This window comes from Kluyvera georgiana ATCC 51603, from assembly GCF_001654985.1.
In the GTDB taxonomy this organism is placed as follows: domain Bacteria; phylum Pseudomonadota; class Gammaproteobacteria; order Enterobacterales; family Enterobacteriaceae; genus Kluyvera; species Kluyvera georgiana.
Genome location: NZ_LXEU01000049.1, coordinates 175,405 through 189,273, shown reverse-complemented (window position 1 = coordinate 189,273; position 13,869 = coordinate 175,405). Strand labels below are relative to the sequence as shown.

The 13,869-nt window shown below is 55.3% G+C and carries 17 protein-coding genes; 13 read left to right on the top strand and 4 right to left on the bottom strand.

The window, feature by feature from the left end; all coding sequences use genetic code 11:
* Positions 1-12 precede the first annotated feature (12 nt).
* Positions 13-279 carry a putative hemolysin gene (locus M989_RS12715; protein ID WP_064545809.1) on the top strand — a complete coding sequence of 89 codons (267 nt, stop codon included), beginning with the start codon at positions 13-15 and terminating at the stop codon, positions 277-279.
* A 3-nt stretch (positions 280-282) separates the two neighbouring features.
* Here M989_RS12715 and hslJ read toward each other — a convergent pair whose 3' ends face one another.
* Complete coding sequence (gene hslJ / locus M989_RS12710; protein WP_064545807.1) at positions 283-723, bottom strand: heat shock protein HslJ; 441 nt, start codon at positions 721-723, stop codon at positions 283-285.
* A 123-nt stretch (positions 724-846) separates the two neighbouring features.
* Positions 847-1,836, bottom strand: coding sequence for a 2-hydroxyacid dehydrogenase (locus tag M989_RS12705; protein ID WP_064545805.1), 990 nt, complete (start codon positions 1,834-1,836; stop codon positions 847-849).
* 310 nt (positions 1,837-2,146) lie between these two features.
* Here M989_RS12705 and M989_RS12700 point away from each other — a divergent pair, with 310 nt between their 5' ends.
* The 11 genes from M989_RS12700 (at position 2,147) to M989_RS12650 (ending at position 11,627) form a co-directional block, all read left to right on the top strand.
* Positions 2,147-4,786: a YdbH family protein gene (locus M989_RS12700; RefSeq protein WP_064545803.1), complete on the top strand. Its 2,640-nt coding sequence runs from the start codon at positions 2,147-2,149 to the stop codon at positions 4,784-4,786.
* 35 nt (positions 4,787-4,821) lie between these two features.
* Positions 4,822-4,977, top strand: a complete 156-nt coding sequence (locus M989_RS12695; RefSeq protein WP_416374502.1) for a YnbE family lipoprotein — start codon at positions 4,822-4,824, stop codon at positions 4,975-4,977.
* An 11-nt stretch (positions 4,978-4,988) separates the two neighbouring features.
* Positions 4,989-5,312 (top strand): YdbL family probable chaperone protein, encoded by a 324-nt coding sequence (locus M989_RS12690; protein ID WP_064545799.1) that lies wholly within the window; start codon positions 4,989-4,991, stop codon positions 5,310-5,312.
* 128 nt (positions 5,313-5,440) lie between these two features.
* A complete protein-coding gene (gene hinT, locus M989_RS12685) occupies positions 5,441-5,797 on the top strand; it encodes a purine nucleoside phosphoramidase (RefSeq protein ID WP_064545797.1) in 357 nt (118 codons plus the stop codon).
* 3 nt (positions 5,798-5,800) lie between these two features.
* A complete protein-coding gene (locus tag M989_RS12680) occupies positions 5,801-6,175 on the top strand; it encodes a YcfL family putative periplasmic lipoprotein (protein ID WP_064545795.1) in 375 nt (124 codons plus the stop codon).
* 22 nt (positions 6,176-6,197) lie between these two features.
* Entirely contained in the window at positions 6,198-6,836 is a 639-nt protein-coding gene (gene lpoB, locus M989_RS12675; RefSeq protein WP_167351058.1) for a penicillin-binding protein activator LpoB, read from the top strand.
* The gene (gene thiK, locus M989_RS12670) at positions 6,817-7,659 is read left to right on the top strand and encodes a thiamine kinase (RefSeq protein ID WP_064545790.1); all 843 of its coding nucleotides are present in this window, start codon (positions 6,817-6,819) and stop codon (positions 7,657-7,659) included. The genes lpoB and thiK overlap by 20 nt, the downstream gene beginning before the upstream one ends.
* Entirely contained in the window at positions 7,647-8,672 is a 1,026-nt protein-coding gene (gene nagZ / locus M989_RS12665) for a beta-N-acetylhexosaminidase (protein ID WP_064545788.1), read from the top strand. The genes thiK and nagZ overlap by 13 nt, the downstream gene beginning before the upstream one ends.
* Before the next feature lie 38 nt (positions 8,673-8,710).
* Complete coding sequence (gene ycfP / locus M989_RS12660; RefSeq protein WP_064545786.1) at positions 8,711-9,253, top strand: alpha/beta hydrolase YcfP; 543 nt, start codon at positions 8,711-8,713, stop codon at positions 9,251-9,253.
* A gap of 273 nt (positions 9,254-9,526) precedes the next feature.
* Complete coding sequence (locus tag M989_RS12655; RefSeq protein ID WP_064545784.1) at positions 9,527-10,831, top strand: NAD(P)/FAD-dependent oxidoreductase; 1,305 nt, start codon at positions 9,527-9,529, stop codon at positions 10,829-10,831.
* 259 nt (positions 10,832-11,090) lie between these two features.
* The gene (locus tag M989_RS12650) at positions 11,091-11,627 is read left to right on the top strand and encodes a glycine zipper 2TM domain-containing protein (RefSeq protein ID WP_074398785.1); all 537 of its coding nucleotides are present in this window, start codon (positions 11,091-11,093) and stop codon (positions 11,625-11,627) included.
* Between the two features lie 55 nt (positions 11,628-11,682).
* Here the strand turns inward: M989_RS12650 and M989_RS12645 are convergent, their stop codons facing one another.
* Entirely contained in the window at positions 11,683-12,318 is a 636-nt protein-coding gene (locus M989_RS12645; protein WP_064545781.1) for a TetR/AcrR family transcriptional regulator, read from the bottom strand.
* A gap of 245 nt (positions 12,319-12,563) precedes the next feature.
* Here M989_RS12645 and bhsA point away from each other — a divergent pair, with 245 nt between their 5' ends.
* Entirely contained in the window at positions 12,564-12,821 is a 258-nt protein-coding gene (bhsA, locus tag M989_RS12640) for a multiple stress resistance protein BhsA (protein WP_064545779.1), read from the top strand.
* Positions 12,822-12,909: 88 nt separating this feature from the next.
* On the opposite strand, the gene ldtC is transcribed toward bhsA, so the two are convergent.
* On the bottom strand, positions 12,910-13,869 hold the full coding sequence (gene ldtC / locus M989_RS12635) for a L,D-transpeptidase LdtC (RefSeq protein WP_064545777.1): 960 nt from the start codon (positions 13,867-13,869) through the stop codon (positions 12,910-12,912).

Sequence of the window (13,869 nt, the reverse complement as noted above, 5' to 3'; positions counted from 1 at the left end):
CGGAGAGAAGAGATGCGAGCTGCGTTTTTAGTCGGGTGTGCGGCGCTATTATTATCCGCGTGCAGCAGTGAACCTGTTCAGCAGGCAACGGCGGCACACGTGACGCCAGGAATGCGAGCGGCGATGTCCAGCTCGGGCGAAGCGAACTGCGCGATGATTGGCGGGTCACTTTCCGCCGCGCGCCAGCTGGACGGCTCCAGTATCGGCATGTGCGCGCTGCCAAACGGTAAGCGTTGCAGCGAGCAGTCTCTTGCTACCGGCACCTGCGGCAGCTACTAAGCCTTAATGCATCAAATCGGCCAGGCGATAGACCAGCGTCTGGTCCGCCGTGGCGAGCGTGAGCTGTTGTTCGGTTAAATCAACCTGCGCGCCCTGGCGCAGCATATTGCTGAGCGTGGCGTCCAACACGTTAAGCTGAGCGTCGCTGCACAGTTTACGCGTCATGGCGAGCTCGTTCGCCTTTAATTCGCCTTTATGCAGCGTTGCGGTGCCGGAAAACCCGTTGCACATGGTGCCGGAAACATAAATCTTCTCAAGAATCGGCTGCTTTTCGCCAAAGCTCAGTTCGAGCGGGGCACCGTTGCTGTTGACCGTTTGACCGTTCACACTTTCTAAAACAAAGCGGTGATGCTGAAGCTGCTCACCGTTCGTCGACATTTTGCTGTTATAGACACATCCGGACAGGAGGGCGGCCGCAGCCAGCAGGAGAAATAGGTTCTTCATGGTACAGGACTTCTTATAAATCATTAGTGGTGTGAATAAGTTTGAGGCATAACTGTACAGCGGGAGGTGTCTGTGGGGCTTATCCGAAAATGCTCCCCAACCGTAGCCGGGGAGCATAACTCGTCAGGCGATTGCGTTAGGGCAATCGCTGCCGGTATCAATTTGCTGCAGGTTTTGCAGGGTGGTTTCTGAAATGCTGGTCAGTGCTTCTGCGGTCAGAAACGCCTGGTGACCGGTGAACAGCACGTTATGGCAGGCCGACAGGCGGCGGAACACGTCATCCTGAATCACGTCGTTAGACTTATCTTCAAAGAACAGATCGCGCTCGTTCTCATACACGTCCATCCCCAGCGCGCCGATTTTCTGCGTTTTTAAGGCTTCAATCGCTGCCTGAGAGTCAATGAGCGCTCCACGGCTGGTATTGACGATCATCACGCCATCTTTCATCTTCTCAAACGCGCTGGCGTTAAGCAGGTGATAGTTCTCGGGTGTGAGCGGGCAGTGCAGGGAAATCACGTCGGACTCGGCGAACAGCGTCGGCAGGTCGACGTATTCGACGCCCAGCTCCAGCGCGGCGGCGCTAGGATACGGGTCAAACGCCAGCAGGCGCATGCCAAAGCCTTTCAGGATACGCAGGGCGGCAACGCCGATTTTCCCGGTACCGATCACGCCGGCGGTTTTACCGAACATGGTGAATCCGGTCAGGCCTTCCAGCGAGAAGTTAGCATCACGCGTACGTTGATAGGCGCGGTGAATGCGGCGGTTCAATGTCATCATCAGACCGATGGCGTGTTCGGCTACGGCTTCCGGGTCGTAGGCAGGGACGCGTACGACGCGCAAACCGAGCTCTTTCGCCGCGTCGAGATCGACGTTGTTGAAGCCCGCACAACGCAAAGCGATATACTTCACGCCGTTATTTTTCAACTCTTCCAGCACCGGACGGCTGCCGTCATCGTTAACGAAAATACAGACCGCTTCACAGCCATGGGCGGTTTTGGCCGTTTTTTCCGTTAACAGGAAATCAAAAAACTCAAGCTCAAAGCCATATGCCTGATTAACATTTTGCAGGTACTTTTTGTCGTACTGCTTTGTACTGTAAACGGCGATTTTCATGAGACTTTTCTCCAATGATTTTAGAGTCAAGTTAGCACAATTCAAAAATTCTTACAAAATATAAAAATGTTTTGAAAGCTAAGGATTCGTAAAGAAACTCTCTTCAGTATACGCGCTTTAAATGGGGGCGCGAATGATGATTCTCAATCAGAATCAACTGAAATTCCTCACATTTTATTTTTCAGCAGCTATTCTTAAAACATCACAGCGGCTTTCACTCTCTGGTCTGACATGACACAATATGCGCCTTTGGACTGCCCGCTGCGCGGTCTGGCATCACCGCTTGCTCAATCAGGATATGACTGCACCCATGAAGGGTAAATATAAAGCCATTATTGCGCTACTCCTGCTTTTAGTACTTCTGCCGCTCACCTTGCTGATGACGCTGGGGTACTGGGTTCCTACGCTGGTGGGCATCTGGCTTCCGGCCGGTACGCGTATTGCGCTTAACGAGAGCCCGCGGCTGACGCGTTCAGCGCTGCATATTCCCGATTTGCGCTATCTGGTGGGGGATTGCGAACTCGCCGCCCTGAAAGACGTGACCCTGTCACATCCTGGCCGTTGGCGGTTACATGCCGCATCGGCCAACCTCAATTCCCTTTGTTTTAATAAGCTGCCGCAAAACGATGCGGTTCCCGGTGCGCCCCGCACGCTGGCGGAATGGCAGTCGATGCTGCCAAATACCTGGCTGACCATTGACGCGCTCAGCCTATCCCCATGGGAAAAATGGCAGGGCAAGCTGAAGGTTTCACTGACGTCGCAGCGTCAGGATGTGGAGTATACGGGCGAGCAGGTTGGGCTACGCGCCAGACTGCACGGACAGGCGCTGACGGTGAGCGAATTTCACGCCAGCCTGATCGACGGAGAGCCGCCGGTTAAATTACTCGGCGAGTTCACGATGCCGCTGGTGCCGGACGGCTTGCCGGTAAAAGGGCATCTCGAGTCTACCTTCCAGGTGCCGCAGGTGCCTTCGCTAGTCGATGCGGAACTTAACTGGGACGGTAATCAGGGGCAGTTGGTGATGATGGCGCGCGGCGAGGGCGATCCCTTAGTCGATCTGCCCTGGACGTTAACGGAACAGGTGTTGACCATCAGCGATGGGCGCTGGAACTGGCCGTATCAGGCAGGCATTCCGCTCAGCGGCCGCGTCGCGGTAAAGCTGGAGAATTGGCAACAAGGGGTCGATAAAACGCAGGTGACCGGTCGCCTCAGCGTTCTGACCTCTGGCGATGCCGGGAAAGGCGTGGCGGTGCTGAACGTGGGGCCGGGCGTGCTGAGTATGGATAACAGCGACATGCCGCTTCAACTGGTGGGAGAAGCGAAACAGGGCGATTTGATCTTTTACGCAAAATTGCCCGCACATCTCAGCGGCCCGCTGATGACGCCGGTTCTGGCGTTCCAGCCGGGGGCGCTGTTACGCTCGCGCGGGCGAGTGATTGATGCGCTGAATATTGATGACGTACGCTGGCCGCTAGCAGGGGTGAAAATTTCGCCGCAGGGCATTGATGGTCGCTTACAGGCTATTTTGCGTGCCCATGAACAGCAGACCGGCGATTTTGTGTTGCACCTGGACGGACAGGCTGACAATTTCATGCCGGACAAAGGTACCTGGCGCTGGCGCTATTGGGGAGATGGTCACTTTACGCCAATGCAGGCGCGCTGGGATGTGACCGGGACTGGCGAATGGCGTGACAGCGCCATTGTGCTGAATACACTCTCGACCGGCTTCGATAAGCTGCAATATGGCACCATGACCATTGATAAGCCGCGTCTGAAGCTGGAACAGCCTATCCACTGGATTCGCAATGAACAGCATCCTTCGTTTACAGGAACGCTGGCGCTCGATGCTAACGAAACCCGATTTACCGGCGGCAGCATGCTGCCCGCATCGGCGCTGACCTTTAGCGTGCAAGGGCGAGATCCGACCTTCTTCCAGTTTAAAGGCGACCTGAAAGCGCGGGAGATTGGCCCGGTACGGGTGACGGGACGCTGGGACGGCGAGCGTTTACGCGGGCAGGCGTGGTGGCCAAAACAGTCGCTGGAGGTGTTCCAGCCGCTGGTGCCGCCAGACTGGAAAATGAAGCTGCGTGAAGGAACGCTGTACGCGCAGGTCGCGTTCTCTGCCGCCGCCGGGCAAGGGTTTGAAGCCGGCGGCCACGGCGTGCTGCGCAACGGCAGCGCGTGGATGCCGGATAACGAAATCAACGGCGTCGATTTTGTGCTGCCATTCCGCCTGAAAGCGGGCGTCTGGCAACTGGGAACGCGTAGACCGGTCTCCCTGCGAATTGCGGAAATCATTAACCAGGTTACCGTGCGCAACGTGACCGCCGATCTGCAGGGTACCTGGCCGTGGAGTGAAGAGGCGCCGCTGCAGCTGAGCGATGTCAGCGTTGATGTTCTGGGTGGCAAAGTCACGATGCAGCAGTTGCGCATGCCGCAGCGCGACGCGGCGCTGCTGCGCTTGCAACATATTTCTACCAGCGAACTGGTGAGCGCGGTGAACCCGAAACAGTTCGCCATGTCCGGCCCGGTCGATGGGGCGCTACCGCTGTGGTTGAACGACAGCAAATGGATTATTAAGGACGGCTGGCTGCATAACCCTGGCCCGATGACGCTACGTTTGGATAAAGACACCGCGGACGCGGTAGCCGACGATAATATCGCCGCGGGGGCGGCAATCAACTGGCTACGCTATATGGAAATCTCCCGCTCGTGGACGCGGATCAATCTCGATAGCCTGGGTATGCTGACGTTACAGGCGACGGTGACCGGTACCGGAGTGATGGATGAGAAACGCAGTACGGTGCGCCTGAATTACACGCACCAGGAGAATGTTTTTGATTTGTGGCGAAGCCTGCGCTTTGGCGACAAACTTCAGTCATGGCTTGAGCAACACGCGACCCTTCCCGGCGTACCGTGTCGCAGCGGCACGGAATGTAAGGAGCAATAATGAGAGTATCCATCGCCATACTGGGCATTGCGACAATGACGCTGTTATCGGGATGCGTACCGCGCATTGAGGTGGCCGCGCCGAAGGAGCCGATTACCATCAATATGAACGTTAAGATTGAGCACGAGATCCGCATCAAGGCCGATAAGGACGTAGAGGATCTGTTGAAATCGCGTAGTGACCTATTCTGAGGGGCGCCAACATGAGAAAAATGCCTATCATCGCGGTCCTGCTGTGTGGCCTGTTTAGCGTTCAGGCGCTGGCGTTAACGCTATCAGAGGCGAGAACACAGGGGCGGGTAGGGGAAACGCAGGGTGGCTATCTGGCGGCGCTGGCTAAGGATAGCGACACGCTGACGCTGGTAAAGAAAATTAATCAGGCGCGTAGCGAAAGCTATCAGCAACTGGCATTGAGCAACAATCTCCCGCAGCAGGAAGTGGCACGGCTGGCGGGGAAAAAACTGATCGATAAAGCGCTGCCGGGTGAATATGTGCAGGGCATTAACGGCCAGTGGGTGCGTAAGTAGCGACCAGAGGTAAGAAAAATCGTATTACGGTTGAAAGAAGTGGCGTAACTCGCTCATACTCTGGCATCTAACCTGTTCGTCGGCAACGATTTTACCGACGGCATATCAGAATAATAAAGGAATTCCGTATGGCAGAAGAAACCATTTTCAGCAAAATTATTCGTCGTGAAATCCCGTCGGATATGGTGTATCAGGACGATCTGGTTACCGCCTTTCGCGATATCTCTCCGCAGGCGCCGACGCATATTCTGATTATCCCTAATACCTTGATTGCCACCACCAACGACGTTACCGCCGAACATGAGCAGGCGCTGGGGCGCATGATTACCGTGGCGGCGAAAATCGCGCAACAAGAAGGGATTGCCGAAGACGGCTACCGTCTGATCATGAACTGCAATCGCCACGGCGGGCAGGAAGTTTACCACATCCATATGCACCTGCTGGGCGGTCGTCCGCTGGGGCCGATGCTGGCGCATAAAGGCTAATCTATGAAATCGGCATGTCTGGGTCTTTTGTTAGGTACGGTGCTGCTGACCGGGTGTCATTCGCGTCCGGAAATCGCCGTCAGTGAACAGCAGACGCTGGTGATGGAGTCTAACGTTCTGGCGGCAGGTATCAGCGCGGAGAAGCCTGAGCTTTCGTCGTCAGATATTCAGGCGACCGCCAGCGCAAAACTGTTCAACGAAAGGCGGCAGCCGGTCACCGTTCACTATCGTTTTTATTGGTATGACGCCAGAGGGCTGGAAATGCACCCGCTGGAAGCGCCGCGCAGCATCACGATTCCGGCAATGGGGTCGGTCACGCTGTACGGGACGGCTAACGGTTTAGGGGCGCATAAAGCCCGACTTTATCTTTATCTGTGAGGGGTAAACTGGAATGAGTAAATTGGGTCGCTATGCGTTGATGGCCTCGCTGGCGCTGGTGCTAGCAGGGTGTGCGGTGCGTGAACAACCGGCGCCAGTCGATACGGCAAATCCGCAGCAGCCACAACAGCCAGCTGAGCCGCAGCAGCCGGTGCCGACGGTACCGAGCGTGCCGACGATTCCGCAGCAGCCGGGGCCGATTGAGCACGGCGGTGAAACGCCTGCGCAGCCAACGCCGCGCGTACGGCACTATGACTGGAACGGCGCAGCACAGCCGCTGGTTGGCAACATGCTGCAAACCGGCGGCGTAACGGCGGGCAGCATTTTGTTGGTCGACAGCGTTAACAACCGCACCAACGGTTCGTTGAACGCCGGGGAAGCGACAACCGCGCTGCGTAACGCGCTGGCAGGTAACGGCAAGTTTACCCTCGTGTCTGCCCAACAGCTGGCGGTGGCTAAGCAACAGTTAGGCCTGTCGCCGCAGGACAGCCTGGGTTCACGCAGTAAAGCGATGGGCATTGCCCGTAACGTGGGTGCCCAGTACGTGCTCTACTCTAACGCTACCGGCAACGTGAACGCGCCGACGCTGCAAATGCAGCTGATGCTGGTACAAACCGGTGAGATCGTCTGGTCAGGTAAAGGTGCGGTTGCGCAACAGTAAGCTTTCACGTGACGCACTGCTGTCACGTGAATTTCCGCACTATCACATCGTCGCCAGCCCCGAATATGCGGGGCTGAGCGGCAGCAGCTGCATTCTTCAACACGGTGAACGGCGGCTGGTGCTGCGTCAGCATCATGCGTCCGACGCGCCGGAAAGCGAATTCCTTCGTCAATATCACGCCTTACGTCGACTACCCGCCACGCTGGCGCCAAAGCCTGTTTTTTATACGCACGGCTGGATGGCGGTTGATTTTTTAGCCGGAGAGATCAAAAGCGTGCTTCCGGCGCATCAACCGCTGGCGACTCTCCTGTATGATTTGCATCGGCAGCCTCGATTTGGCTGGCGGCTGGCGCTCCTGCCTTTGTTAGAACGGTACTGGCAGCAGTGCAGCCCGTCACGCCGTACGCCTTTCTGGCTGCGCAGCTTGCAACGGCTGCGCCAGCGGAAGGAGCCGCGGCCATTGCGACTGGCGCCGCTGCATATGGATGTCCACGCCGGCAATATTGTGCATACCGAAGGCGGTTTAAGGCTAATCGACTGGGAATACGCGGGCGATGGCGATATCGCCCTGGAGCTGGCGGCGGTGTGGATGCCGGACAATCAACAACGCTATCAACTGATTCAGGTTTATGCCGAGCTGGCGCATCTGTCTTCAGACGCCCTGTGGCAACAGACATTACGCTGGCGTCCGTGGGTGCTGATGCTGATGGCGGGCTGGTTCGAGTGTCGCTGGCAACAAACCGGTGACGAAGAATTTATCACGCTGGCCAATGAAATCTGGCAGCAGCTTAAGAACAAAAAGGAGGCCGTGTGGGGCCAGTAATGTTGGATGTGGAAGGCTACGAGCTGGATGCCGAAGAACGTGAGATTCTGGCACACCCGCTGGTTGGCGGTTTAATTCTGTTTACCCGTAATTACCACGACCCTGAGCAGCTTCGTGAACTGGTCCGCCAGATTCGCAGCGCCTCGCGTAACCGACTGGTGGTGGCCGTCGATCAGGAAGGTGGCCGCGTACAGCGTTTCCGCGAAGGGTTCACGCGTTTACCGGCCGCGCAGTCTTTTGCGGCGGTGCTCGGGGAAGAGGACGGGGGCCGGATGGCGGTCGATGCGGGCTGGCTGATGGCCAGTGAGATGATCGCAATGGATATTGATATCAGCTTCGCGCCGGTATTGGACGTGGGCCATATCTGTACCGCCATTGGCGAGCGTTCTTATCATGAGGATCCGCAGAAAGCGCTGCTGATGGCGCGCCATTTTATTGACGGCATGCACGCCGCCGGGATGAAAACCACGGGTAAACACTTCCCGGGCCACGGTGCGGTCACCGCCGATTCGCATAAAGAGACACCGCACGATTCGCGTCCGGAAGCGGACATCCGCGCGAAGGACATGGCGGTGTTTAAAACGCTGATTAGCGAAAACGCGCTCGACGCTATTATGCCTGCGCACGTTATTTACGACGCCGTTGATCCGCGCCCAGCCAGCGGCTCTGCGCACTGGCTGAAAACCGTGCTGCGCGGTGAGTTAGGTTTTGAGGGCGTGATTTTCTCTGACGATCTGTCAATGGAGGGCGCGGCGATTATGGGCAGCTATGCTGAGCGCGGTCAGGCGTCGCTCGATGCCGGTTGCGATATGATCCTCGTCTGCAATAATCGTAAAGGTGCGGTGAGCGTGCTGGATAACCTGTCGCCGATCAACGCAGAACGTGTTACGAAGTTGTATCATAAAGGTTCATTTAGCCGTCAGGAACTGATGGACTCCGCCCGCTGGAAAACGGTTAGCGCTCAGTTGGAGCAACTCCACGAACGCTGGCAGGAAGTGAAGGCTGGTCATTAACCCTCCCGGTGTGGGAGTAATGGTGTGGTGAGGACGCGATGATTATCTATTTACACGGTTTTGACTCGAATAGCCCAGGTAACCATGAGAAAGTGCTGCAACTGCAGTTTATCGATCCGGACGTGCGGTTGATTAGCTACAGCACGCGGCATCCGAAACATGATATGCAGCATCTGTTGAAAGAAGTCGACAAAATGCTGCAGTTAAACGCCGATGAGCGCCCGCTGATTTGTGGCGTAGGGCTGGGCGGCTACTGGGCGGAGCGTATTGGTTTTCTGTGCGATATTCGCCAGGTGATGTTTAACCCGAACCTGTTCCCGAACGAGAATATGGACGGCAAGATCGATCGTCCGGAAGAGTACGTGGATATTGCCACTAAATGTGTGAACAACTTCCGCGAGAAGAACCGTGACCGTTGCCTGGCTATCCTCTCTCGTCATGATGAGGCGCTTAATAGCCAGCGTTCAGCAGAAATGCTGCATCACTACTATGAGATCATCTGGGACGAAGAGCAGGGGCATAAGTTTAAAAACATTTCGCCGCATCTGCAGCGAATTAAAGCGTTCAAAACGTTAGGCTAAATTTTCGTCTGAGAAGCCCCGACGGCTTTGGGCTGTCGGGGCTTTTTTTTGTTAATTTTTAACCCCGCCGACACCTCTTTCGCCGACCGCAATGCCGTTCGCTCAACTTCTGCGCGATAAAACTTGATACACATCAATTTTGGTATGACCAATGCACCATTCATGTTATTCTCATTGCAGCTGAATGGTTTCTTGTGAGTAACTTGTTGTTAACTAAGAGCTAAATTAATAACTTTTAATTAACAATTGGTTAATAAATTTTAAGGGGGTCTCGTGACTACGCCAATGAAGAAAATTGTAATTGTAGGTGGCGGCGCTGGCGGCCTGGAACTGGCTACCCAGTTGGGACGCAAACTTGGCCGGGGTAAAAAAGCCAAAATTACGCTGGTGGATCGCAATCATAGCCACCTGTGGAAACCGCTGCTGCACGAGGTGGCGACCGGTTCTCTGGACGAAGGTGTCGATGCATTGAGCTATCTGGCGCATGCGCGTAATCACCACTTCCAGTTCCAGCTGGGGTCGGTGATGGATATCAACCGCGAAGCGAAAACCATCACCCTGGCAGAACTGCGCGATGAGAAGGGCGAACTGCTGGTGCCTGAGCGCAAGCTGGCGTACGACACGCTGGTGATGGCGTTGGGCAGCACCTCAAACGACTTCAATACGCCGGGCGTGAAAGAGCACTGCATCTTCCTTGATAACCCGCACCAGGCGCGTCGTTTCCATCAGGAAATGCTCAACCTGTTCCTGAAATATTCCGCTAACCTTGGCGCGAACGGCAAGGTGAACATCGCCATTGTTGGCGGCGGCGCGACCGGCGTTGAGCTGTCCGCTGAACTGCACAACGCGGTGAAACAGCTGCACAGCTATGGCTACAAAGGGTTGAACAACGAAGCGCTGAACGTCACTCTGGTAGAGGCCGGTGAACGGATTCTGCCTGCGTTGCCGCCGCGTATTTCCGGCGCAGCTCACAGCGAACTGACTAAAATGGGCGTGCGCGTGCTGACCCAGACGATGGTGACCAGCGCCGATGAAGGCGGTCTGCATACGAAAGACGGCGAATATATTGAGGCCGATCTGATGGTATGGGCGGCGGGTATTAAAGCGCCAGATTTCATGAAAGAGATCGGCGGCCTGGAAACTAACCGCATCAATCAGCTGGTGGTTGAGCCGACGCTGCAAACCACCCGCGATCAGGATATCTACGCTATCGGCGACTGTGCTTCTTGCGCCCGTCCGGAAGGGGGCTTTGTGCCGCCGCGCGCTCAGGCGGCGCACCAGATGGCGACCTGTGCGCTGAACAACATTCTGGCGCAGATGAAGGGTAAAGAGCTGAAGCCGTATACCTATAAGGATCACGGTTCACTGGTATCGCTCTCCAACTATTCAACTGTCGGCAGCCTGATGGGTAACCTGATGCGTGGTTCGATGATGATCGAAGGGCGTATCGCGCGTATGGTCTATATCTCGCTGTACCGTATGCATCAGATTGCGCTGCACGGCTACGTGAAAACCGGCCTGATGATGCTGGTGGGCAGTATCAACCGCGTGATCCGTCCGCGCCTGAAACTGCACTAATCGCGTTTTAAGGCTCCCGGCCTGCATGTTGTGATGCATGTAGGCCGGATAAGCGCAGCGCCATCCGGCAATGTGCGCCAATGTTCCGCCCAAAGCGCTGCGCTTATCAGCGCTTTCAATTGTTACCTGCCTCTACCTTCAGAATTCTCTCAAACATCTCTAATCCCACATAAAATCCTGCTTTTGAGTTTTTGTCTGATAGTCATGGTTTGACTTAAGTTGCACAATTGTTAGCAATAGCAACAAAGGAGGAAGTCCCGTGAATAAATCAATGTTGGCGGGTATTGGTATTGGCGTTGCAGCTGCTCTCGGGGTTGCCGCCGTAGCGAGCATGAACGTATTCGATCGTGGCCCGCAGTATGCGCAGGTGATCTCCGCTACGCCAATCAAGGAAACCGTTAAAAACCCGCGTCAGGAGTGCCGCAACGTGACGGTCACGCACCGTCGTCCGGTACAGGATGAAAACCGTATCGCCGGCTCGGTGCTGGGCGCCGTTGCCGGTGGGGTCATCGGGCACCAGTTTGGCGGTGGCCGCGGTAAAGACGTCGCGACCGTCGTCGGTGCTTTGGGGGGCGGCTATGCGGGTAACCAGGTGCAAGGTGCGATGCAGAATAACGACACCTACACCACGACGGAACAGCGCTGTAAAACGGTATACGACAAGTCCGAGAAAACCCTCGGATATGATGTGACTTACAAAATCGGCGACCAGCAGGGCAAAATCCGCATGGATAAACAGCCCGGCAGCCAGATTCCGCTGGATAGCAATGGTCAGCTGGTACTGAATAAAGCCTAAAAAAGTGTGAGTGTGCTGATTCGCCCCTCCGTCACCCGGACTGAGGGGCGTTTTTTTATACGGCAATCATCTGTGGCCACAGGCGCAGGGTGGTTTCGGTAATCTGCATCAGCGTTTCAAAGCTCGCCCCTTCGCGAGCGCTAATCGACATTCCCTGCAAAATACAGCTCAGAAACTGCGCCAGCTCGGCGACGTTTTTCTCTGCCGGGATTTCCCCGCGCGCCTGACGCAGCTGTAAGAACTGGCATAGCGTCTGTTCCTGTACCGCGTGACGCGACTTAATGGTCTTCGCAATTTCTTTGGAAGAAGCGGCCAGGGCGGCAGATGTGTTGATCATAAAGCAGCCCGCCGGCGTGTCTTTGCTGGTAAAGCAGGTGGCGACGGCGGTGAAATAGTGACGAAGCGCCTCCAGCAGCGTCTGGTCATCGCAGAACAGACAGGCTTCATTTTTTGACGCAAAACGGTTGATGTAGTGATCGAGAACGGCGCGGAATAGCCCTTCTTTATTCACAAATTCAGCGTACAGCGTCGGCGCCTTGGCGCCGGTGGCTTCGACAAGATCGGAAAGGGATGTTGCTTCATAGCCATACTGCCAGAACAGCGTCATCGCTTTATCCAGCGCCGCTTCCCGGTCGAATACTTTAGGTCGACCACGGCCTTTTTTCGCGCAACTTTGCGTGTCAGTTGTCATCGTGCCGCCTACCTCAGTCGGTGTTTAGTGAATGCTCATTATAAAAATAATTATCGGTGGGGGCCAGCGCTTCCGTCGCAAAAAAGAATTCAACATATTCATATGAAAAATATATGAATTCTAATTAAATAAATGATCGTTATAAAAATACGTTGACGTGTGACCTGGATCTCATTATTATTAATTTATCGATCGTTAAGTTAATAAAGTCTGACCTACAAAAATTCATCTGCAAGGTAAAAATTATGAAAAACGTAAAAACCCTGGCTATCGCCGCAGTCCTAAGTTCACTGTCATTTGCAAGCTTTGCCGCTGTTGAAGTGCAATCCACTCCGGCAGATCAGCACAAAGTCGGCAACATTGCCGCATCTGCAGGTCCGAACCTGGCTTCTCTGGAACAAGAGCTGTCTCAGAAAGCCGATGAAATGGGTGCGAAATCTTTCCGCATCACTTCCGTTAGCGGTCCGAACTCCCTCCACGGTACCGCGGTAATCTATAAATAAGCGTTAAAACCCTCATAATGCTTATGCCACTGCTATAAAAAAGGCCCTGAGCGGAATACGCTCAGGGCCTTTTACTTTCGATTTTCCACTACATATTTTGCTGCGCAATATCGTGATGACGGGTGACATCAACCGGCATCCCGGAGCGTACATCCATCACTTTTTTCATCACGTCGCTATCGGTAGCAGGGTTCTGGCTAAAGGCCTTTATCCCGGCGTTAAGCACAATCGGCAGGGTCTGCGGGTTATCATCAATATGCTCGGACAGCGGTTGATGAACCTCCACGAGATGGACGCCGTTTGGTTCAATAGACGCTTTAATCGGCGTATTGATAATGTTTACCTTCGTGCCCGGCGTGACCTGATCGAAAAGGGCTTTAATGTCGTTATCACGTAGGCGAATACAGCCTGAACTGACGCGCATCCCGATACCAAAATCGGCGTTGGTGCCGTGTAGCAGATATACGCCGCCGTAGGCCGCAAGACGAATGGCGTGATGCCCCATCGGGTTATCCGGTCCGGCAGGCATTACCGCTGGCAGCTCAACACCCTGAGCGCGATAGCGCGCGCGGATATTGGCGGTTGGCGTCCAGGTTGGGTTGGCGCGCTTATCTGAAACGGTGGTGACCATGGTGGGGGTCACCGTGGTGCCGCCAAGTTGACCGATGCCGATAGGGTAGACGGTTACGGTTTTACTGCCCGGCGGGTAGTAGTACAGCCGCAGCTCGGCCAGGTTCAGTACGATGCCTTCACGCGGTACGTCGGGGAGCAGTGTTTGCAGCGGGATAGTGAGTACGCTGCCTGCGCGAGGCACATACGGATCGACGCCAGGGTTAGCCTGCAACAGCGCCAGGAAACCCACGTTGTATTTCTTGGCGATAGCTTCCAGTGAGCCACCGCTGTTGTCGACGACGTGAAAACGGTTTTCGCCCACCAGACGGCTACCCGGCGGCGGCAGTGGCCAGGAGTTGGCGCTGGCTGGCAGCGCAACGCTGACGGCAAGGAGCAATCCTGCTAGCCAGCGTGAAAGTTGCAGAGCTTGACGCAT

Excerpts from the sequence above, each read along its gene's own strand:
- M989_RS12680 (WP_064545795.1), top strand. The coding sequence starts at position 5,801 with ATGAAATCGGCATGTCTGGGTCTTTTGTTAGGTACGGTGCTGCTGACC.
- M989_RS12700 (WP_064545803.1), top strand. The coding sequence starts at position 2,147 with ATGAAGGGTAAATATAAAGCCATTATTGCGCTACTCCTGCTTTTAGTA.
- ycfP (WP_064545786.1), top strand. The coding sequence starts at position 8,711 with ATGATTATCTATTTACACGGTTTTGACTCGAATAGCCCAGGTAACCAT.
- M989_RS12690 (WP_064545799.1), top strand. The coding sequence starts at position 4,989 with ATGAGAAAAATGCCTATCATCGCGGTCCTGCTGTGTGGCCTGTTTAGC.
- hinT (WP_064545797.1), top strand. The coding sequence starts at position 5,441 with ATGGCAGAAGAAACCATTTTCAGCAAAATTATTCGTCGTGAAATCCCG.
- hslJ (WP_064545807.1), bottom strand. The coding sequence starts at position 723 with ATGAAGAACCTATTTCTCCTGCTGGCTGCGGCCGCCCTCCTGTCCGGA.
- M989_RS12695 (WP_416374502.1), top strand. The coding sequence starts at position 4,822 with ATGACGCTGTTATCGGGATGCGTACCGCGCATTGAGGTGGCCGCGCCG.
- bhsA (WP_064545779.1), top strand. The coding sequence starts at position 12,564 with ATGAAAAACGTAAAAACCCTGGCTATCGCCGCAGTCCTAAGTTCACTG.
- M989_RS12715 (WP_064545809.1), top strand. The coding sequence starts at position 13 with ATGCGAGCTGCGTTTTTAGTCGGGTGTGCGGCGCTATTATTATCCGCG.
- M989_RS12645 (WP_064545781.1), bottom strand. The coding sequence starts at position 12,318 with ATGACAACTGACACGCAAAGTTGCGCGAAAAAAGGCCGTGGTCGACCT.
- ldtC (WP_064545777.1), bottom strand. The coding sequence starts at position 13,869 with ATGCGTCAAGCTCTGCAACTTTCACGCTGGCTAGCAGGATTGCTCCTT.
- M989_RS12705 (WP_064545805.1), bottom strand. The coding sequence starts at position 1,836 with ATGAAAATCGCCGTTTACAGTACAAAGCAGTACGACAAAAAGTACCTG.